This is a genomic window from Planococcus sp. SE5232 (assembly GCF_050686535.1).
In the GTDB taxonomy this organism is placed as follows: domain Bacteria; phylum Bacillota; class Bacilli; order Bacillales_A; family Planococcaceae; genus Planococcus.
The window spans coordinates 401,837-421,900 of record NZ_JBOGCP010000002.1 but is presented as its reverse complement, the minus strand read 5'-3'; the positions used below and the strand labels follow the sequence as shown (position 1 = coordinate 421,900).

Below are 20,064 nucleotides of genomic sequence, written 5' to 3'. Positions count from 1 at the left end.
AATGTGCGTGCATTTCAGAGAGAAGGCCGATTGGTGAGAGGCTTTCATGGACACATATTTGAATGTCACCTCGGAGCAGTTGCCGTGAACTGAGTAGCGGGAACCGGACTTAACATCCGTTATGAAACTTGAGAGCCAGGTCTGCAAATGGACCTGTGTATAAAGGTGGTACCGCGAAAAACTCCTTCGTCCTTTACAGACGACAGGAGTTTTTTGCGTTGTGCCAGAAATTAGAGGAGGAATTCCAATGACTGAACAGATGTCGACTAAGTATGATCCGCAATCGATTGAAAAAGGGCGTTATGATTGGTGGGTCAACAACAAATTCTTCGAAGCGAAACCGGAAAGCGGCAAAACGCCGTATACCATTGTGATTCCCCCGCCGAACGTTACCGGAAAGCTGCATTTAGGGCATGCCTGGGATACAACTTTGCAGGATATCATGACGCGTATGAAACGCATGCAGGGCTTTGACGCACTGTGGCTTCCAGGAATGGACCACGCCGGCATCGCGACGCAGGCGAAAGTGGAAGGCAAACTGAAAGAAGAAGGGCGTTCACGCTACGATTTGGGCCGTGAAGCATTTCTTGAAGAATCATGGAAATGGAAAGACCAGTACGCTGGCCATATCCGTGAGCAATGGTCAAAACTGGGCCTAGGCCTCGATTATTCCCGTGAGCGCTTCACATTGGATGATGGTTTGTCAAAAGCAGTACGCGAAGTGTTCGTGAAATTATACGAGAAAAAACTGATCTACCGCGGCAAGTACATCATCAACTGGGATCCGGCGACGAAAACCGCCATTTCGGATATTGAAGTTATCTACAAAGACGTACAAGGTGCGTTCTATCATATGCGTTATCCGCTAGCAGACGGCAGCGGCCACATTGAAATCGCGACTACCCGTCCGGAAACGATGCTTGGCGATACAGCGGTAGCGGTTCACCCGAAAGACGAGCGCTACCAGCATTTAATCGGCAAAAAAGTCATTCTTCCGATCATCGGCCGTGAAATGGAAATTGTTGCGGACGATTATGTAGACATGGAATTCGGAAGCGGCGCTGTTAAAATTACGCCTGCCCACGACCCGAATGACTTTGAAATCGGCAATCGCCACAATTTGGAACGCGTCCTGATCATGCACGAAGACGGTTCGATGAATGAAAACGCCGGGAAATACGAAGGGCTTGACCGTTTCGAATGCCGCAAGCAGATCATCAAAGACCTGCAGGACCTGGATGTTCTATTCAAAATCGAAGAGCACCTGCATTCAGTTGGCCATTCAGAACGCAGCGGGGCTGTTGTCGAGCCTTACCTGTCGACACAATGGTTCGTTGACATGCAGCCTTTAGCTGCGGCTTCGGTGGAAGCGCAGAAAACAGATGCGGGCGTCAACTTCGTACCGGATCGTTTCGAGAAGACGTACCTGCACTGGATGGAAAACATCCGCGACTGGTGTATTTCGCGCCAACTTTGGTGGGGACATCAGATTCCAGCCTGGTACCATAACGAAACAGGCGAAATCTACGTAGGTCATGAAGCACCAGCTGACGCTGAAAACTGGACGCAGGATGAAGACGTTCTGGATACGTGGTTCTCATCTGCCCTATGGCCGTTCTCGACACTCGGCTGGCCGGAAGAAAACGATGATTTGAGCCGCTACTATCCGACCGATGCGTTGGTTACGGGTTACGATATCATCAATTTCTGGGTATCCCGCATGATTTTCCAGGCGCTTGAATTCACTGGTGAAAAACCGTTTAAAGACGTGTTGATCCATGGTCTCGTACGTGACGCGGAAGGACGCAAAATGTCCAAATCGCTCGGCAACGGCGTCGATCCGATGGATGTCATTTCGGAATACGGAGCGGATTCGCTGCGCTACTTCCTGGCGACCGCATCATCTCCTGGCCAGGATCTACGCTACTCGAACGACAAAGTCGAGTCCGTTTGGAACTTTGCCAATAAAATCTGGAATGCTTCCCGTTTCGCATTGATGAACATGGAAGGCATGACGTACGACCAAATCGATTTGTCCGGCAAGAAATCCGTAGCCGATTCATGGATCCTGACCCGTTTGAATGAAACCATCGAACAGGTGACGGAACTTGCAGAACGCTACGAATTCGGTGAAGTGGGACGCTCGCTTTACAACTTCATCTGGGACGATTTCTGTGACTGGTACATCGAAATGTCGAAACTGCCATTATACGGTGAAGACGAAGAAGCGAAGAACATGACGCGTTCGGTTCTTGCCTATGTATTGGACAACACGATGCGCCTATTGCATCCGTTCATGCCGTTCATTACAGAAGAAATCTGGCAGAACCTGCCGCATCAGGGCGAATCGATCACGATCGCCGCATGGCCGACAGTGGATGATTCCCTGACGGACCAAAGCCAGTCTTCAAGCATGAAGCTGTTGATGGATGTCATCCGTTCAGTGCGGACGATCCGCGCAGAAGTGCAGTCGCCGATGAGCAAGAAAGTGCCATTGACGATTTCAGCGAAAGACGCAAATACACATGCCGTGCTTGAAGCGAACGCAGCGTACATCGAACGTTTCTGCAACCCGGAAACCTTGACGATCGGCCAAAACATCGAAGCTCCTGAAAAGTCGATGTCAGCTGTCGTGTCCGGTGCTGAGTTGTTCATGCCGCTTGAAGGCTTGATCGATATCGATGCAGAGCTTGCGCGTCTGAACAAGGAACTGGAAAAATGGGCGAAAGAAGTGAAACTCGTCAGCGGTAAGTTGTCGAATGAACGCTTTGTTTCCAAAGCACCTGAAGCCGTGGTCGCAGAGGAACGTGCGAAGCAAGCCGATTACGTGGAAAAACACGCAACGGTTGAAAAACGCATTGTAGAATTGCAGAACCTGTAACAGATGAAAAAACCGCTTTCCCAAATGGGAGAGCGGTTTTTGCGGTTTAGCGGCATTTTACAAACTATGATGTTGAAGTTATGGAGCGAAATTTTATACACCGCTTCGGACGTTTTGGGCATAGCTCCCGCAAAAAGCCAGGTAAAAAACGCCAGTCTTTTTGCTTCGCTTAGCCCTGGGACGCGCCGGCGCTAAAATACAATAAGAAAAATGTGAGCCTAATTCTTTTGCTGTTTTATTATAGGATATGGAGCAACACAGCGGAGACTCCCGCGGGCAAGCTAGCGCAGCGATACAGGAGCACCGGGCTTTTAGGAGCTGTGTTGCGGAATATCTAAAGGTGAAAAAACGAGTACGATTTATACAGCTACTACTTCGGCCGATCTTCCCGCCGGAAAGGTGCATACTTTTCAAGTTTCCGCATATGCTCCACTAATAGCTCGGCGATGTTTTCGTCATGTGTTTCGTAAAAGGAACGGGCACCGACGGGATCTTCGATTTCATTGAACAGGTGCCGACCATCCTCGAGCAGCAGAAAGTCGATGCCGATATAATCGCTGTTCAAAGCGCGGGCGATCCGCAGAACATCTTTTTCCTGCGCGGCGCTAAGGACGGTTTTCTCGATGCTCCCACCAAGTGAGTAATTGGCCTTGAAGGAACTCTTGGCACTGCGTTTGACGGCACCGACGACTTCTGTGCCAATGACATAGGCACGGACATCAGCCTGGTGCTCAACGACTGGCTGAAAAATAAGTGGGGAAGCGGCAGTTGGAATGTCTTCAGCCTTATCAACGAGCCATACCTCCGAACCGCCATGACCGTCAGCTGTTTTGGCGATGCACGGAAATTCCGTCGCTTCCCGGTAGGTCGGAACTGACGGTACACCAAGCAACAGGAACAATTGGTAGCTTTGCCATTTGTCGTTGGCGATGCGGTTGACTTCGGCCCGGTTCACCAGGTGGATGCCTTGGTCTTCCAGAAACCGGGCAGCTTCAGGGTGCCGAGCGCGAAACAGGACAGTTTCACCCTGCAACTTATCCACAAGCATTGCTTGGCCTTTTTCGCTCCAGTCGTCCCATTGGACCAGCCCGAAATCGCCAAAGCGCTGCAATTCTTCGATAAATCCATAGTTGCGTTCAGCATCCGCTGTTTCGTAGAGAAGTTTCATGTTAAGTCCTCCAGTATATAAGCAATCATGGCATCTGCGACATTGACTCCCGTGACATTTAGGATATTGCGGATATGGGCGGCAGCATTCACTTCACATACCAAGGGCTCTTCATCTTCGCCGAACAGCAAATCGACTCCAGCGAAAGTTGCACCGACTGCCTGAGCGGCTGCGAGTGCGAGTTCCTGCTGGGCTGCGGTCAGTTCGATGGGTGAAGCTACGCCGCCATTGGTGATGTTGGCGCGGAAATCGGTGTCCGAATGGCGATACATGGCAGCGACAATCCTTCCGCCGACAATATTGACGCGGATGTCACGGCCGCGGCTCGTAGCGATGAACTCCTGAAATACAAAATCGATTCCTCGAAGACTGTCGACTTTTTCGTAGAACTGCTCTTCGGTTTCGATCAAGTAGACCTTCATGCCGAATGAGCCATGGCCTTCCTTGATGATCATCGGCAGCTTCAGCCGGTCGATGATCTCTTCGAAATAACCGGAATCCATAATGGAGAAATTCGGGTAGACTTTTGGCGCGACAATCGTTCGTGGCATCGGCAAGCCTTCTGCAGCCAGCTGGACGTATTGTGTGGCTTTATTATCACATAAATCGATGACGGCAGGGTCGTTATAGACCGGTACGCCTCGACTCTTCAAAAAATATCCAAGCAAGATATCTTTATCCAATAATATTGCAAAATCAGGTATACTGAAGTTAACTGATAAATCCATCACGGTTTCGTAGTTTTTCTTGATCGTTACGGCGATGCCGGCTTTTTCTGCAGCTTCGGCGACAAGCCTGGCTTGGTCTGCAAACTTATCGGAAACCAGGCTTCCGTTGTAAATAACCCAACAACTCGTCATATCCATTCCACCTTCGTGCTATAATCATACTCAAAAAGTGTATCATGTTTACCGCGGAAAAGAGGCTTCTTATGATAATTGGACTTGAACAATACAAAAGCAAATGGAATATACATACAGCTTCGGCGATCCATCCGGGACTGGAGGCCATAACGGCTGCGCTGGAAGAGCTGGGGAATCCCCACCAGAGCGGCAGGTTCATTCATTTGGCAGGAACCAATGGAAAAGGATCAACAGCTACGTTCCTGTCAGCCATCCTCCAAGCGCATGGCTATCGCGTCGGCAATTTCTATTCGCCCTGCATTGAAGATCTTCACGATCAAATCCAGATCAACGGGGAACCCGTCAGTCCGGCTGAACTTAGCCAAGTCATGGAACGCTTAAGCCGCTTACAAACGCCTTTGACGGATTTTGAGCTGTTGACAGCTGCGGCTTTCGTCGTTTTCCAGGAACAATCGCCTGATTTTGCGATCATTGAAGCCGGCATGGGTGGAGCGCTTGACAGCACCAATGTCATCGATTCCGAAATTGCCATTATTCCATCGATTGCTATCGACCATACCCGTTTTCTGGGGGATACAATAGAAAAAATTTCCCGCCATAAAGCAGGAATCATTAAGAAATGGAAGCCTGTCGTCATCGGCGAGCTGCCGGATCCGGCTATGAAAATCGTTCAGGAAACGGCTGACCGCCTGCACGCCGAAGTAATATGCCCTAACCAGAATATTGCTGTTCCATTGAAGCTAAAAGGGCCGCATCAGCAAAAGAACGCCTCATTGGCAATGGAAGCGGCTAAAGAACTGCTTGGACTGGATTTCAATGAAGACAAAGCGTTGCTCGGCCTCGAATCCGCAACACTTGCATACCGGTTTGAAGAAGTCTATCCAGGAGTCATTTTTGACGGCGCCCACAACAAGGCGAGCATCGATGCATTGGTTGCGACGATAAATGATACATTTCCAGGGCGGCCGGTCCACATCGTCATGGGGATATTCAAAGACAAGGATTATGTAAGTGTCCTGCGCAAACTGGAAACGGTCAGCGATCATTTCACCTTTATTGATTTTGATAATGAACGTGCGTTGCCAGCCGAAATATTATTTGATGAAAGTAAAAGTAAAAGAAAGACAATTACAAATTTATGTGATATATTACCTGTGTGCTATAAAGAAGAAGTGACTATAGTCACAGGTTCACTGCATCTTCTCGTTTTATTGCGCAATACCGCGAAATCCTTTTTTCAGCATTATCAAGCATAGTCTTTGAATAGCGTGAACATCATTTAATTCGTTTCAGAAAGGGAAGATGGTATGGGGAGTAATTTTACACGTAAAAAAATTCTTTGGTGCCTATGGGCTTTAATTGTTCCAGCTGGCCTTGTGCTTGTTTATCATTTCTTCCCGCCATCTGTAGCCGACCCGTGGAATTTACTGGCGTATGTGCTGTTTTTTGTATTGATGAGCTTGATGCCGATGAACATCAACGGCGCATCGACTTTTTTGGTGCAATGGGTGACGGTGGCCTTGTTCCTGAAGTATGGCCTTTTTATCGAAATGCTGGTGTCCCAAGCCTCGATGCTGATTGTGCTGTACCGAATCCGGACGAATGAAGAACAATCGCTTCGGATTCCATTCAACTCATTGATGTTCTTCCTGGTTTCCCTCATCGCTGGACTCGCTTATATCGGTGCTGGCGGTCAAATCGGATCCCTGGAATTGTCGCATGTCATTGTCTACGGCTTGATATTCCAAGTGGTTTCCGTTGTCAGCAATCAAGTCATCTATAAGTTATATGATTATACGACCGGCAATCGCAGCAAATTCTTTTCTATCGATGCCATCTGGGATTTTGCTTTGATGCTGGTAATTTTCCCATTTGCGGTTTCTTTGTACATTTTTGAATCGCATATTGGGGTTCCGGCACTTGTTTTACTGGGCGTTCCATTTTTTATCATGGCCGCTGTCATGAAGCGCTACACCAGCTCCGAACAAGTGAATATTGATTTGAAAAGAGCCGGAGCCATTGGCCATCAGCTTGCTGACCGCTTGGAAACCGATGAAGTGCTCGACCAGTTTGTCGTGCAGGTGGCTAAGATGTTTAAAGTTGAATACGCTTATGTCATCGATTACCGGGATGGCCAGCAACAGATGCTGCGGATTTATGAAAACAATCAGCTGCAGCCGCGTAAAATTGCTTCGATTCCTTATAATAAAGGAATTGCCGGCAGAGTTATCATCACCAATGAGGCTTATATTTATGACGAAAAAAGCCAGTGGCGGGACCTGAACACCGGAAACCTTCCGAAAGATACGGAAAGCTTGATGGCTACGCCGATTGCCCGTAATAACAAAACAGAAGGCGTACTGGTATTGGCATCGAAAAAGAGATACGCTTTTACTAAGCATCAGCTGCAGATTTTGGAAATCCTGAGTACGTATTTTGCCGTATCGCTGGAAAAAACCAGCTATATGCAAAAAGTCATCGCAAAAAGCGAACGTTGTGGACTGACTAAATTATACAATTACCGCTATTTGGATGAAAGTCTGGAAAGCTGTATCGCAGATATGCATAAAGGCAATCTGGAGCAGCTGTCGCTGATCATGATGGACATCGATCATTTCAAGAGCATCAATGATCGCTACGGCCACCAAAGCGGCAATGATATTTTGGTTCAACTGGCTGCTATCCTTACAGAGGAAATCGGCGAAGAAGGAACCATCGCTCGTTACGGTGGTGAAGAATTTGTAGTATTGCTCGCGGACTACAGCAAGGACCTGGCCATGCTGCTCGCTGAAAACTTGCGCAGACGCATCGAAAAACATGAATTCCTCATTGAGAGTGATCTGGGAGATGACCGGGGCAAACAGATTGTCCACATCACTTTAAGCATCGGGGTATCCACTGCGCCGGAAGACAGCGATGAAGGCATGTCGCTAATCCGGAATGCAGATAGAGCCTTGTATATTGGAGCCAAACAAGCCGGCCGCAATAAAGTAGCGGCCTATTCAAAATAAGACTACAGCAGGAGAGATTTCCTGCTGTAGTCTTTTTTCCTATTTTGAAAAGAGTTTTATTGTTATTTTTAACAATAAATTTTGAAGTTCATGATAAAACACTGTTCAATGGGGCGGAAAGAATGTAATAATGTAGCTAAGTTAATATTTAGATAAAAAGTTTCTTTTAATAGGAATAAAAAGGTATATATTCATGTACGTTTGAGGAGGTGAAGCCGATGAGTATGAATGATAAAGGATTAACCTTAGTCGAAGTATTGGCAGCGGTGGTCATATTAGGCATCCTGTTCGTCGGCATTATGTCCATCTTCCCTCAAATGACCTTATTTAACGCGAAAACAGAAACCAAACTGGATACCATGAACCTGGCGAGGCAGGAGATGGCTTCTTCTATAACATCGTCTAAGTGGGAAAAAATTTTAGTCACTAGTCCGACCGATCCAACATCACTGGAACCTCAGTTTCTTTCTAAAGAAAAAATAAAAACAGAGATGCAAGCTTTAGGGTACATCGAAGATAGTGAAAATTCGGTTGTTGCAACACCGTATACCATGGCCTCCTTTATTCGTTATAAGAAAGAAGGTGAGTATCGCTACGAAATGGATGTTTACCTCCAGTGCGAACCTTTTTTATTTAAAGATCCAGCTGCAAGTGGAGTGGGAAGCAAAATTCCATGTGCAAAAGGTGATCGCACTAAATTGCACAAAATTCATTTAAAAGTTTTTAGTAACAAAAGTTCCCTTAATGGAAGTTATCACATGAGTAGTGAGACTTATTCTTATATCCGGTATGTGGCTAAAAAGCCGGGAGGTGGATAAGTTGAAGTTGAATCAAAAAGGAGTCACCTTAGTCGAATTGCTTGCTGGGCTAGTACTGGTCTCTATCATAGCGTCCATTGCCTGGACTACACTGTCAATTGCTTTTAAACACTCAGCGGTAGAAACCAGCAAAACACAGCTGCAGCAAGAAGCAAACCTTGTAGTAACCAAACTCACCAATAAACACCGGAAAAATGACTATTATTATTTGAGAACAAGCGGCGCTATACCTGAAATAAAGACTTGCAATGATTCTGGAGCAGCTATTGTATGTGAAGGGTTCATGAACTTGACAGATACTAACTACCTTTACAGTGGAACAATTAATGGCATAGAGTTTGCAAATTGGGATTCGTCAACGAAAATCGATCCAAAGAACAAACATGTAGATTTGGTTTTAAAAGTTGCCGACCCTATCAAATCTACAAGGTCGGTTGAAGTCAAAACGACTCTAACAAGGATTTTGACCAATTAGGGCTAAAGGGGAGCGAGCGATGAAGTACAAGGGAAATGAAAAGGGCTACGCATTAGTTATCGTTTTATTGCTAGTCGTTTTGGTAATGGGTATCTCTGTAGCTTTTATATCTGGTTCTCTTAATAACGCTAAACAAGAAAAGACAGTTGATCTTTCCAATCAATCGGTAGCCGCTGCTGAGATGGGTATCCTCTACTATTCAACCGATTTCGAACGATCACTTGATTTGATCGAGCAAGAAGTATTAAACCAGACTCGCTTGGAGCTGGATAAAATTGTCGCTTGTTTGTATTCGAGCAATAAAACGGCCTGTGATACCTCAGCTGAACGAAAAGCGTGGGAACAAAATATCGACCTTCAAATGAAGCGGCTATATGTGGAAAAAATTCTGGTTAAAGTCAATGAATTAATCAAAATCAACGGAGTACCTACGGAACCGTTCACTTCGACCCAAACCAAATACACTCCAGAAACATGGAAGTTGATGAACGTCACTTATACAGATAATGAACTTAGATTGCTTAGCAACGTGTTAATCGATCGCATAGTGAGCAAGGGCAAACTAGAAGTGGAAATGGAAGTGGAAGGGACGTCACTGAGTTCTCCTAAAACCTTAAACTCTTTATTTACTGTAACTATTCCGGTTTCATTTTTGAATCCGGGTGAAGTTTACAATGTAGATCAAGAAATCATTTCAGGCAATGAAAACGCTACTTATCAGGATATTTTCAAATTGACTCCGCCTACTCAATCCTGTGATACCTTGCTGGCAAGCGTCATTGCAAATAAAGCGATTGCACCATATGAATGCAAAATGACCGGCGACGAAAAACTATCCGCGTTTATTGCAAAAGTTACGGCAGCTGGAAAAAATCCAGTTGACTTTTGGGTACACGTAGATGATTTTCAGAAGAATGTCTGTACATCCAACTGCAACTCTATTGATTTTTTAGGAACTAATGTTGTAGTAAAAGCAAGTGATACGGGGGCAACATCCAATATGAACAACTTGGTGAATGGAAACCTGATCATCAGCGGTACGTTAACCACAGAGCAGAACATGAACAACTTAGGGAAAAATATGTCTAAACAAACGATTGTTTTAAAAGAAATGAATGTTGGAGGTAACATCAAAAACTTGTACTATACCAATTTGATGGTCCTCGGAAATGATGCAGGCAGTGATTCACGTTTGTATGTAGGCGGACAATTTCAAATCGACAACTACTCAAGGCTCTGTATGGATATAGACAGAATTCGTCAAGCGGATTTGGATCGATTGGCTTCTACTATTGAAGTGACGAACAGCGGAATGATTATTTATTATTCTGCGGTTCCTGAAAAGACATTTAAACTTACAGGATTGGATGCGGAAAAACGGACCGCTTTGTTCGTGAAAAGAAATACCAATTATGCTACGTTCCTGGAGAATTGTGGCATCTCCATCAAAAGCACCCAAACCGTTCCGATCTCGTCACCTATAGTTGTCGATACAAATTTTGATTTTGAAGTCGATTATTAATACGAAAAACAACAAGGCATTAGGAGGACTTTTATGATACGCATACTGATTTTCATCATTCTGGCGGCAGTGGTTTTGCCGCTTACTTACCTACTTTTCAAACAGGTGCCGCTCGCTAAGCGGATGACCATTGCCGGAGGCGGACTTGCCGCTGCCGGGATTGCGATACTGATGCAGGGAGCGTATGCCTGGTACATCGTGGCTTTGGCTTTGCTGGGTGTGTCGTTTCTGGCCGCTTTCATCTTCATGAAGCTGGTCGAAAAAGAGCAAAACGAAAAGCAGCGCCTGATGGAAGAGCGCCGCGAGCAAAAGCAGAAAAACACCAAAACCTATTTGGCGACAAAAGAAGAAACGCCTGTTGCTGAAGCACCAATAGAAAAGCCGAAACCGTTCGGTATGCAGTCGATTGATGCCGATCGAGAGGAGATTACCCGTGGACAATAAATTATTTGGATTGACTTTTGCAGCCGTTTTCGGCTTAGCGCTATTCGTATTCGGAGCGACCAATGCGGGCGCATATGCTGTGGATAACTGGCTGTTTCCGACAGAGGAATTCGGCGACAACACGTATATCGGCACGACCGATGTTTCCAATATGGAAGTGGCCTCAGCGAAAATGCTATTTGCCGGCCAGTCAGAAACTTGGCGCGCAGATGCTGAACTGCATGTCACTTACCAGGATGCAACAGAACAGTACCCACTGGAAAATGCGCAGATTTTACTCGATGAAACAGTGGGCAGTGCAGAGACCGGTTCGCAGAACGGCTTTGTTTTCCAGCTGTCGCCGGATACAACCGGGGCGTTCTTAGCCGAGCATTTCCCCGTCGCCGCTTTTTCGGAAGCAGACGTAGAAGCCATTAATGAGAAGCTGGAAACAGCACTCCAGGTAGGGCAGACAAAAACGAATGTAGCAATCAGCGATGACAGCCTCAGCTTATCCCGTGAAAAAGTGTCGGATGTGGTATTTCCGGCAAGTTTCTCAAGCCTCAACAGTTCAACGGTCATCGATGCCTTAGACGGCATCCAATTAGCACCGGGAACACAGTTTTCATTTCTTGGATTTATTGCGGAGCTTCCGCTGACAGATATCAGTGATGGGGAGTTGACGCAAATCGCTTCAGCTATTTACGGCGCATTGCTGCAGACCAATTTCCAAATAGATGAACGCAGCATCGGTTCACAAGTTCCTGCTTCCATTCCACTTGGACAGGAAGCGGCGATCAACCGCCAGCTTGCAATCGACTTTGTCTTCACCAATCCGAATGACAGTTCGTTCACGTTGAATCTGTCGAAATCCAGCAATTCAGTGAACGCATCCATCAGCGGTTATCCGTTCGTCTATTCCTACGCGATCGGCATTACGGAAGAAACGGATATCCAGCCGCGCTTGATCAAACAATACAGTGCATTTGTCACGAGTGGCAATAAAGTCGAAGAAACAGGATTGTCCGGCAAACGGCTGAATGTCATCCGGACGATTCTGGAAGATGATGAACCGTTGGAAGTGGAGACGGTATCGAATGATTTCTATCCGCCAGTCCACCGTGTGGAAGTCTATCCACTCACGCAGCCTGCAGCACCGGAAGCTACAGTGCCAGTCGCCGGTGAACCTGGATTCATCGATGCCAATGGAGACGGCATCCATGACGGGACCACGACGACGCCTATAGCGGGCCAACCAGGCTTTGTGGATGCGAATGGCGATGGGATCCATGATGGTCCGACAACACCGCCGACTTCCGGGCAACCCGGATTTGTCGATGCCGATGGAGACGGTGTCCATGACGGAACAACCGCACCGCCGACCGTTCCAACAGTCGGCCAACCAGGCTTTATTGATGAAAATGGCGATGGTGTCCACGACGGCACCGTTACTCCGGAAGTTCCGACAACCGGCCAGCCGGGCTTTATCGATAGGAACGGAGACGGCGAACACGATGTGCCGGCACCAACTGACCCGGCAACCGATCCGGATAAACCCGATAAAAAACCGGTCTATGATAAAGGCGGCAAGATCGTAACAGAGTAAGTGCAAGGAAGGAGAGATCGAAATGGCGATTGTCAGAAGAAGGTTAGGCGACATCTTAGTCGAACAAGGGTTATTGACACAAGCGGATTTGCAGGAAACGCTGAACGGCAAACAGAATGATCAGAAGCTGGGTGATGCCTTGCTCCAGCGCGGCATCATCACCGAGCAGCAATTGATCGAAACACTGGAAGTACAGCTCGGCATTCCACATGTCTCACTGTTCCGCTATCCGTTCGATCCGATGCTGTTCAATGTGGTGCCGAAGGAGTTCGCCAAGCGCAAACTGCTGGTGCCGCTTAAAACCGAAGGCGACCGGCTGTTTATTGCCATGAACGACCCGACGGATTTCATCACGATTGATGATCTTCGGCTGACGACCGGCTTCCAGATCGAACCGACGATCGCTTCAAAAGAAGACATCGTCAAAACCATTGCGAAATACTACGATGAAGAATCGTATGATGAACTGTTGGAAGAATTGCCGCAGATGGCAGAAGAGCAGCAAAGTGAATTGAACGACCTGGATGCGCCGATTGTCCGGCTGGTCAACCAGATCCTGTCGAACGCCGTTTCGCAAAAAGCCAGCGACGTCCATTTTGACCCGCAGGAAAACCGCATCCTGGTGCGTTACCGGATCGACGGCACCCTCCGCACCGAGCGGATCCTGCCGAAGACCATGCAGCAGATGATCACGGCACGCATCAAGATTTTGGCGAACCTGGACATCACGGAAAACCGCATTCCGCAGGATGGCCGGATCAAGACCACGGTCGATTTCCGTGCCATCGATTTGCGCGTATCGTCCCTGCCGACCGTTTTCGGCGAAAAGATCGTCATGCGGATTTTGGACTTGAGCCAAAACCTAACGGATATTTCGAAGCTTGGCTTTAACGATGTGAACATGGAACGCTTTATGCGCGAGATCGACAAACCGAACGGCATCATCCTCATTTCCGGTCCGACGGGTTCAGGGAAATCGTCGACCTTGTATGCGGCGCTGAATAAGCTGAATTCCGAGGAAGTCAACATCATCACTGTCGAAGACCCCGTCGAGTACCAGCTGGAAGGCATCAACCAGATCCAAGTGAACGCCAATGTCGGCTTGACGTTCGCGGCAGGGTTACGGTCGATTTTGCGCCAGGATCCCGACATCGTCATGGTCGGGGAAATCCGCGACAAGGAAACAGCTGACATTTCCATACGGGCTTCACTAACTGGGCATTTGGTGCTGAGCACGATCCATACCAACGATTCGATCGCGTCGATCACCCGCCTGATGGATATGGGCATCGAGCCGTTTCTTGTGACAGCTTCCTTGAATGCGGTTGTGGCGCAGCGCCTGATACGCCGCGTGTGCCGTGACTGCCGTGAAACACAGGAAGCGACGGTTCGCGAAAAAGAGATTTTCGCCAAGCGCGGCATCCAGATCGATACCATCGCACGCGGCAAAGGCTGTCCGCAATGCAATATGAGCGGCTATAAAGGCCGTATGGCGATCCACGAAGTGCTGGTGGTGGACGAAGCCATCAAAGACGTCATCAACCGCGGCGGCACCGCAGCGGAAATCCGTGAAATCGCCATAAGAAATAAAACCATCTTCCTCATCGACGACGGCTTATTAAAAGTAAAGGAGGGCATGACAACGACGGAAGAAGTACTTCGCGTTGCCATGACAGACTAATATGACTACGACAACTTTCATCGACCATGTATTGACTGAAGCCAAAGAGCGGAATGTTTCCGATATCCATATGACCACCGGTATTCCTCCGATTTTCCGGATGAACGGCACCTTGATCCAGTTCGGTGACAAAAAACTGATGCCTGACGATACCATGGCGATCGCCAAAGCATTGATGCCGGAATCCTTATGGGACACCTTCCTGGAAAAAGGCGAGATGGATTACTCCTACTCCATCGCCGGCGTGGCGCGTTACCGCGTCAACTCGTTCCATCAGCGCGGTTCCATTTCCCATGCGTTCCGGACCATTCCGTCGCGGATTCCGACAATCGATGACTTGCAGATGCCGGATACCTTGAAAAAGCTCGCTGATACACATCAAGGCCTAATTCTGGTGACCGGTCCGACGGGTTCGGGTAAATCGACGACACTTGCCGCCATGATCCGTTACATGAATGAACATATGACCAAACACATCATCACGTTGGAAGATCCAATCGAGTATATGCACAAACACGGCACCTCGGTCATTGACCAGCGCGAAGTCGGCTTTGATACGAATTCATTTGCCAATGGCCTGCGTGCTGCACTTCGGCAAGATCCAGATGTCATCCTGGTCGGTGAAATGCGGGATCTGGAAACGATCACCACCGCGATCACCGCTGCTGAAACCGGCCACTTGGTCATGGGGACGCTTCATACGTCGAGCGCCGCATCGACCATCGAACGGATCATCGACGTTTTCCCGCACGAACAGCATGCACAGATCCGGACGCAGCTCGGTGGCATCATCAAAGCGGTCATTTCCCAGCGCCTGCTGCCGACTTCTGACGGCAAAGGACGCGTGGCCGCAACCGAAATCATGATCTCCAATCCGGCCATCGCCAACTTGATCCGCTCCGAGAAAGTCCACCAGATCCCGAACGTCATCCTGACGAACCGGGCGTCCGGCATGCACATGATGGAAACGTCTGTCCAGGAGCTGTTGAAAAAAGGCAAAATCACGCGGGAAATCGCCCAGCCATACTTGAAAGGAGCGGAATAACGTGGCCCGTTACAAATACGAAGGCCGCGACCGCAAGAAGATCCGCACCGGCATCGCAGTCGCCAACAGCCGGAAAGAAGCCGTCGCAAAACTGCGCGATGAAGGCATACGCGTCATCGAAATCCGCGAAATGCCGGCGACCGCGCTGCAAAAAGACATCGTCATCGGCAATCCCGTCAAACGCGACCAGTTCATCATGTTCCTGCGCCAGTTCTCGACCTTGATGCGCGCGGGCGTGACCATCGTCGATTCGATCCACATCCTGTCCCAGCAAGTCGAATCCAAAGCGCTGCGAAAAGCCTTGTCGGAAATCGCTGAAGAGCTTCGAAAAGGGAATTCCTTGTCCGACTCGCTGGCGAAATACCCGAAAATCTTCGAACCGCTGACGATCAACTTGGTCAAAGCGGGGGAGATGTCCGGGAATATTGATGATTCGCTGGAAAGTCTGGCTACGCATTACGACAAAGCCTACCAGACCAAACAAAAAGTCGTTTCGGCGATGTCCTATCCGGTCGTCGTGGGCATCCTGGCGATCGGCGTCGTGATTTTCCTGTTGTCTTCGATCGTGCCGATGTTTGCGGACATGTTTGAAGGCTTCGGAGGCGAACTGCCGATGATCACGCAAATCGTCATGGGCGCGTCTGACTTTGTCATGGGCTATTGGTATTTGCTGTTGCTTGGCGGATTCGGAATTGCTGCAGTCATTTGGCTGATGCGCAAGGATCCAAGAGGCAATATGATTCTCGACACCATGCTGTTGAAGATTCCGATTTTTGGCAAAATCCTGCAGAAATCAGCATTAGCCCGTTTGACCAGAACCTTGAGCTCGCTGTTCTCCAGTTCGGTGCCGATTCTGCAATGTTTGACGATGACCGAAAAAGTCGTCGGCAACGCTGTCATGTCGAAAGTCATCTTATCATCGCGTGATTCACTCGAACGCGGCGGCTCGTTGACCGAGCCTATGCGCAAGCATTGGGCCTTCCCACCGCTCATTCCGCATATGATCGCCATCGGAGAACAGACCGGTTCACTCGATCACATGCTCAGTAAAGTAGCGGAGTTTTACGAAAAAGAAGTGGACGCCGAGACCGATCGCCTGAAGGCATTGATCGAGCCGTTGATGATTGTGTTCCTTGCTGCATTAGTCGGGACTATAGTACTGGCTATTATGATGCCAATGTTTGAAATGTTCCAGAACGTAGACAATTTGTAGGTTATTTATGTCTATTCGCTTTAAAATATTTTGTAAATAAACAAGAAAAGGCTATTGCTATAATTGGTACTATTGTTATAATTGAGCTGTACTCAAAGTAGTATATAAAAGTAAAAAAATAGGGGGAAAAGAAATGAAAAAATACTTGCAGAAGAAACTGAACAACGAAAAAGGGATGACGCTGATCGAGCTTTTGGCAGTTATCGTTATTATTGCGATTATCGCGGCGATTGCTATTCCGGCGATTGGGAATGTAATCGAAAATAGTAAATATAGTGCAGCGAAGTCTGATGCACTAAACACATTAAGTGCCGCAAATATTTATTTTGCTGAGAATCCTACGAAAACTACTGTCACAACTGCTACCCTTAAAGCAGGTTATTTAGATAATGCTGGGAAAATCCCAGTTACATTAGTTGGTACAGAAGCGGTGCCCACAAGTAATTTTATTGCAAAAAATACTGCTGGTGAATTAGAAATCACTACAAATGCTTTTGTGTACTCTGGTACTAAGACTTTAGCTTTTTCTGGTGCAACAGTTGCTGAAATTAATTCGGATGCAGATGTTCAAAAAGGTAGCGATGCCAACAATAAAACCGTCCCAAAAACTAATTAATAAAATGAAGTAGGAGCTGAAAAAATGGCCTTATCGTTTTTATCGAGAAAAGCACGCGTCGTCACCATTACAATAGAAGAAGACGCGATCCGTCATGTCGACTTGAAATCCTCTCTGCCGATTGAGCTGAATTGCGCGGAAGAACATCTTCTTCCTGCGGGCATCATCGAAGAGGGGAAGATTGTCGACGCGGAAGCGCTTGCCTCGGTACTCGATAAGGCTGTCAATCAGTGGGGTCTCTCTAAGAAGTCAGTCCGCTTCCTCGCCCCTGACGAATTCGTTATCATCCGCAAAGTACCTTACCCCGAAGATGTCGAAGCCGATGAATTGAAAGGCCATTTCTTCATCGAAATCGGTTCGACGCTTTACCTGCCCTTTGAAGATCCCGTCTTTGATGTGGTGCCGTACCATCCGGAAGAAGAACAGCCGGAAGCGATCATCATCGCTTCCAAGGAATCGGTCATGCAGTCCTATGAGGATGTGTTTGACCAGGTGAAATTAAAAGCGGTCGTGGCTGATATCACGCCACTTGCCCTTTACCGTTTGGGTTACCTGCAGCATGATTTCCAGGAAGATGAGCACATCATGCTCATCGACCTGCAGTCGAAAAAGATGACCGTGTCGATATTCCATGAACATTTCCCGATGTTCATGCGTCCGGTCGATCTGGAAGTCGAAAATCCAGACTCGGCAGACCGTACTGCGGTCATGGAGACGATTGAAATCGAAGCCGAAAAACTGGCGAATTTCTACCGTTACAATATGAACAGCGGTGAAATCGGCATTTCAAAAATCATCTGCAACGGTGAATTCTACGATTGGGAATCTTTCCAGCAAAGCCTGGAAATGCGTTTTCAAATTCCTGTTTTGCCGCTCGTCATTGACGTCATTCCGTGCGGCGACGAAAAAGATGTTCCAAGACGCTTTAACCGGGCCATCGGTCTCGCGCTGAAAGAGGTGTAACAGTTTATGTTGGTTGATATTAACCTATTGCCGCAAAAGGAACGGGACCGTCCCGCTTTCCTGATTGCGGCGATTTCGATTTTATTATTAGCCGTCATCGTTTGGGCGGTCTTGGCGTTTCTGGCCGGCTCCCACGAACGGGAACAGGCAGTCCTCGCTGCGCAATCCGTGCAGGTCGCTTCTGAACAAGAGGCGATTCGCGCCCAATTGGAAGCGGCGCAGGGCATGAATGAAGAACAGCAATTGAAAGCGACCGTCGACTGGGCGGAAAGCTATCAATTCGATACGGTTCCGCTGCTGAAGGAATTGGTCTCCATCCTGCCGGCACGCGGCTTTTTCGAAAGCTTTTCCTATACCGGTCTGGATCAGGCGATTTTGTCGGTCCAGTTCGATACCGCACGCGAAGCCGCCTATTATTTGGCGCAGCTGAAAGCGTCGGAACTGATCGAGTCAGCAACTTTGGACAGTGTCGCGCAAAATGAAATTGACACGGCTGAAACAACTGAAGAAGGCGTCGTGATTGAAAAAGCGATTATTGAAGAAATGCCCCGTTATGTTGCAAGCTATACATTGATTTTTGTCGATGAGCGAATTCCCACAGACGATACCGCTGTTCCCGTTGAAGGCGAAGCCGCAGTCGAAGAACCGGCAGAAGAGGTAGTAGAAGAACCTGCCGAAGACGTGGAGGTCGACGTTGAAGTCAATACCGAAACGGAAGCACCCGCCGAACCAGTCGAACCGGCTGAAACCGCTCCAGCAGAAACAGGAGGGGATGGCCAATGAGCAGTTTATCGAAAAGCCAAAAAGAAAAAGGCCTGATCGTCTTATCTATCGTCTTCCTGTTGGCGCTCGCAGCGTATTCCTACTTCACTCTGTACGCACCAGCCAAAGAATCCAGGCTGCAGGCGGAACAGACATTGAGCTCAGAACGCGACGTCTTGATCGCGCTGCAGACCCAGCTGAAGGAATTGCCGGAAGGCGAGAAGATCAGCACCAGCGACCTGCAGCAGAAAGTGTCCGTCGAGTCCTTGACCGAGCAAATCGTCCTTCAGATCGAGCAGGCTGAATTGATTTCCGGGACTTTGATCGACAACATCGGCATCACAGAAGGCCTGGTTGAATTGCCAGTGCCGGTCGAAGGCCTTGAAAACCTTCAGGAAGTGCTGACGACTGTCACCATCAAAGCGGATGACTATAAAGAAATCACCACGTTCATCACGGAAGTCGAAGCGATGGAGCGCATCATGATTGTCGAAGCCGTCGATTTCGGCTCCAATGAAGAAATCACTTCGGCCGATCAAGTTGGCGAGCCGCTCGATGTCAACCTGACCTTCTCGGCGTATTTCCGCCCGGACTTGATCGCACTCGCAGACACCGTGCCGAAAGTCGACGCCCCGGCGCCGGCAGGCAAAGTCAATCCCTTGCCGCAAAATGACGGCACGGCTTTAGCTGAAGAGGAAGAATCCGAAGAAGATGCAGACATCGACGTGGATATTGAAGTCAATGTCGATGAAAACGCGGCAGCTTCAGACGAAGAATAGAAGGAAGAGAGAAATCATTGTGATTTCTCTCTTTTTGATAGAGTCGGGCCGTTCTGCAAACAAACCGGTGTATAGCGCAAACAAACGACGATTTAGCGCAAACAAACTTAGTATTCCGCAAACAAACTCGAGTATTCCGCAAACAAACTCGAGTATTCCGCAAATAAAACCGTTATACCACAAACAAAAGCTCTGTCCTCCGCTTTTCGCATGCGAAAAGCATCCGTTCAGTTCTTTT

At 48.1% G+C, this 20,064-nt stretch carries 17 protein-coding genes and 1 other annotated feature (1 of these 18 running past the window's edge); of the genes, 15 read left to right on the top strand and 2 right to left on the bottom strand.

The features are described 5' to 3' along the window. Positions 1 to 197 (top strand) — a binding site (T-box leader); it begins 25 nt to the left of the window's first position. Positions 198 to 247: 50 nt separating this feature from the next. Then, positions 248 to 2,881 carry a valine--tRNA ligase gene (locus ACRC6Q_RS10920; RefSeq protein ID WP_431466524.1) on the top strand — a complete coding sequence of 878 codons (2,634 nt, stop codon included), beginning with the start codon at positions 248 to 250 and terminating at the stop codon, positions 2,879 to 2,881. 370 nt (positions 2,882 to 3,251) lie between these two features. Here ACRC6Q_RS10920 and ACRC6Q_RS10915 read toward each other — a convergent pair whose 3' ends face one another. Together ACRC6Q_RS10915 and ACRC6Q_RS10910 are read right to left on the bottom strand one after the other, a co-directional pair. Continuing rightward, on the bottom strand, positions 3,252 to 4,049 hold the full coding sequence (locus ACRC6Q_RS10915) for an ATP-grasp domain-containing protein (protein WP_431466523.1): 798 nt from the start codon (positions 4,047 to 4,049) through the stop codon (positions 3,252 to 3,254). Then, positions 4,046 to 4,909 carry an ATP-grasp domain-containing protein gene (locus ACRC6Q_RS10910; protein WP_431466522.1) on the bottom strand — a complete coding sequence of 288 codons (864 nt, stop codon included), beginning with the start codon at positions 4,907 to 4,909 and terminating at the stop codon, positions 4,046 to 4,048. Before ACRC6Q_RS10910 ends, ACRC6Q_RS10915 begins: the two co-directional genes overlap by 4 nt. Before the next feature lie 71 nt (positions 4,910 to 4,980). On the opposite strand from ACRC6Q_RS10910, the gene ACRC6Q_RS10905 reads away from it, so the two are divergent. From ACRC6Q_RS10905 to ACRC6Q_RS10840, 14 genes are all read left to right on the top strand, one after another. After that, positions 4,981 to 6,168 (top strand): bifunctional folylpolyglutamate synthase/dihydrofolate synthase, encoded by a 1,188-nt coding sequence (locus tag ACRC6Q_RS10905; protein WP_431466521.1) that lies wholly within the window; start codon positions 4,981 to 4,983, stop codon positions 6,166 to 6,168. A gap of 51 nt (positions 6,169 to 6,219) precedes the next feature. Further along, positions 6,220 to 7,923, top strand: coding sequence for a sensor domain-containing diguanylate cyclase (locus tag ACRC6Q_RS10900; RefSeq protein ID WP_431466520.1), 1,704 nt, complete (start codon positions 6,220 to 6,222; stop codon positions 7,921 to 7,923). 218 nt (positions 7,924 to 8,141) lie between these two features. Continuing rightward, positions 8,142 to 8,741, top strand: coding sequence for a type IV pilus modification PilV family protein (locus ACRC6Q_RS10895; protein ID WP_223638260.1), 600 nt, complete (start codon positions 8,142 to 8,144; stop codon positions 8,739 to 8,741). A gap of 1 nt (position 8,742) precedes the next feature. Beyond that, complete coding sequence (locus ACRC6Q_RS10890; RefSeq protein ID WP_431466519.1) at positions 8,743 to 9,216, top strand: PilW family protein; 474 nt, start codon at positions 8,743 to 8,745, stop codon at positions 9,214 to 9,216. Positions 9,217 to 9,235: 19 nt separating this feature from the next. Then, positions 9,236 to 10,738 (top strand): hypothetical protein, encoded by a 1,503-nt coding sequence (locus ACRC6Q_RS10885; protein WP_431466518.1) that lies wholly within the window; start codon positions 9,236 to 9,238, stop codon positions 10,736 to 10,738. Positions 10,739 to 10,771: 33 nt separating this feature from the next. Next, on the top strand, positions 10,772 to 11,182 hold the full coding sequence (locus tag ACRC6Q_RS10880; protein WP_431466517.1) for a hypothetical protein: 411 nt from the start codon (positions 10,772 to 10,774) through the stop codon (positions 11,180 to 11,182). Further along, positions 11,172 to 12,767, top strand: coding sequence for a VanW family protein (locus tag ACRC6Q_RS10875; protein WP_431466516.1), 1,596 nt, complete (start codon positions 11,172 to 11,174; stop codon positions 12,765 to 12,767). Before ACRC6Q_RS10880 ends, ACRC6Q_RS10875 begins: the two co-directional genes overlap by 11 nt. A gap of 22 nt (positions 12,768 to 12,789) precedes the next feature. Continuing rightward, on the top strand, positions 12,790 to 14,448 hold the full coding sequence (locus ACRC6Q_RS10870) for a GspE/PulE family protein (protein WP_223638240.1): 1,659 nt from the start codon (positions 12,790 to 12,792) through the stop codon (positions 14,446 to 14,448). Position 14,449: 1 nt separating this feature from the next. Further along, positions 14,450 to 15,493 carry a type IV pilus twitching motility protein PilT gene (locus ACRC6Q_RS10865; RefSeq protein ID WP_431466515.1) on the top strand — a complete coding sequence of 348 codons (1,044 nt, stop codon included), beginning with the start codon at positions 14,450 to 14,452 and terminating at the stop codon, positions 15,491 to 15,493. A gap of 1 nt (position 15,494) precedes the next feature. Then, positions 15,495 to 16,706: a type II secretion system F family protein gene (locus ACRC6Q_RS10860; protein ID WP_431466514.1), complete on the top strand. Its 1,212-nt coding sequence runs from the start codon at positions 15,495 to 15,497 to the stop codon at positions 16,704 to 16,706. Between the two features lie 133 nt (positions 16,707 to 16,839). Beyond that, entirely contained in the window at positions 16,840 to 17,322 is a 483-nt protein-coding gene (locus ACRC6Q_RS10855) for a prepilin-type N-terminal cleavage/methylation domain-containing protein (protein ID WP_431466513.1), read from the top strand. A 24-nt stretch (positions 17,323 to 17,346) separates the two neighbouring features. After that, positions 17,347 to 18,285, top strand: coding sequence for a type IV pilus biogenesis protein PilM (gene pilM, locus ACRC6Q_RS10850; RefSeq protein WP_431466512.1), 939 nt, complete (start codon positions 17,347 to 17,349; stop codon positions 18,283 to 18,285). Positions 18,286 to 18,291: 6 nt separating this feature from the next. Next, positions 18,292 to 19,068, top strand: coding sequence for a PilN domain-containing protein (locus ACRC6Q_RS10845; RefSeq protein WP_431466511.1), 777 nt, complete (start codon positions 18,292 to 18,294; stop codon positions 19,066 to 19,068). Beyond that, positions 19,065 to 19,826, top strand: a complete 762-nt coding sequence (locus ACRC6Q_RS10840) for a pilus assembly protein PilO (protein ID WP_431466510.1) — start codon at positions 19,065 to 19,067, stop codon at positions 19,824 to 19,826. The genes ACRC6Q_RS10845 and ACRC6Q_RS10840 overlap by 4 nt, the downstream gene beginning before the upstream one ends. Positions 19,827 to 20,064 lie beyond the last annotated feature (238 nt).

Excerpts from the sequence above, each read along its gene's own strand:
- ACRC6Q_RS10885 (WP_431466518.1), top strand. The coding sequence starts at position 9,236 with ATGAAGTACAAGGGAAATGAAAAGGGCTACGCATTAGTTATCGTTTTA.
- ACRC6Q_RS10920 (WP_431466524.1), top strand. The coding sequence starts at position 248 with ATGACTGAACAGATGTCGACTAAGTATGATCCGCAATCGATTGAAAAA.
- ACRC6Q_RS10845 (WP_431466511.1), top strand. The coding sequence starts at position 18,292 with ATGTTGGTTGATATTAACCTATTGCCGCAAAAGGAACGGGACCGTCCC.
- pilM (WP_431466512.1), top strand. The coding sequence starts at position 17,347 with ATGGCCTTATCGTTTTTATCGAGAAAAGCACGCGTCGTCACCATTACA.
- ACRC6Q_RS10915 (WP_431466523.1), bottom strand. The coding sequence starts at position 4,049 with ATGAAACTTCTCTACGAAACAGCGGATGCTGAACGCAACTATGGATTT.
- ACRC6Q_RS10910 (WP_431466522.1), bottom strand. The coding sequence starts at position 4,909 with ATGACGAGTTGTTGGGTTATTTACAACGGAAGCCTGGTTTCCGATAAG.
- ACRC6Q_RS10880 (WP_431466517.1), top strand. The coding sequence starts at position 10,772 with ATGATACGCATACTGATTTTCATCATTCTGGCGGCAGTGGTTTTGCCG.
- ACRC6Q_RS10895 (WP_223638260.1), top strand. The coding sequence starts at position 8,142 with ATGAGTATGAATGATAAAGGATTAACCTTAGTCGAAGTATTGGCAGCG.
- ACRC6Q_RS10865 (WP_431466515.1), top strand. The coding sequence starts at position 14,450 with ATGACTACGACAACTTTCATCGACCATGTATTGACTGAAGCCAAAGAG.
- ACRC6Q_RS10855 (WP_431466513.1), top strand. The coding sequence starts at position 16,840 with ATGAAAAAATACTTGCAGAAGAAACTGAACAACGAAAAAGGGATGACG.
- ACRC6Q_RS10870 (WP_223638240.1), top strand. The coding sequence starts at position 12,790 with ATGGCGATTGTCAGAAGAAGGTTAGGCGACATCTTAGTCGAACAAGGG.
- ACRC6Q_RS10840 (WP_431466510.1), top strand. The coding sequence starts at position 19,065 with ATGAGCAGTTTATCGAAAAGCCAAAAAGAAAAAGGCCTGATCGTCTTA.
- ACRC6Q_RS10900 (WP_431466520.1), top strand. The coding sequence starts at position 6,220 with ATGGGGAGTAATTTTACACGTAAAAAAATTCTTTGGTGCCTATGGGCT.
- ACRC6Q_RS10905 (WP_431466521.1), top strand. The coding sequence starts at position 4,981 with ATGATAATTGGACTTGAACAATACAAAAGCAAATGGAATATACATACA.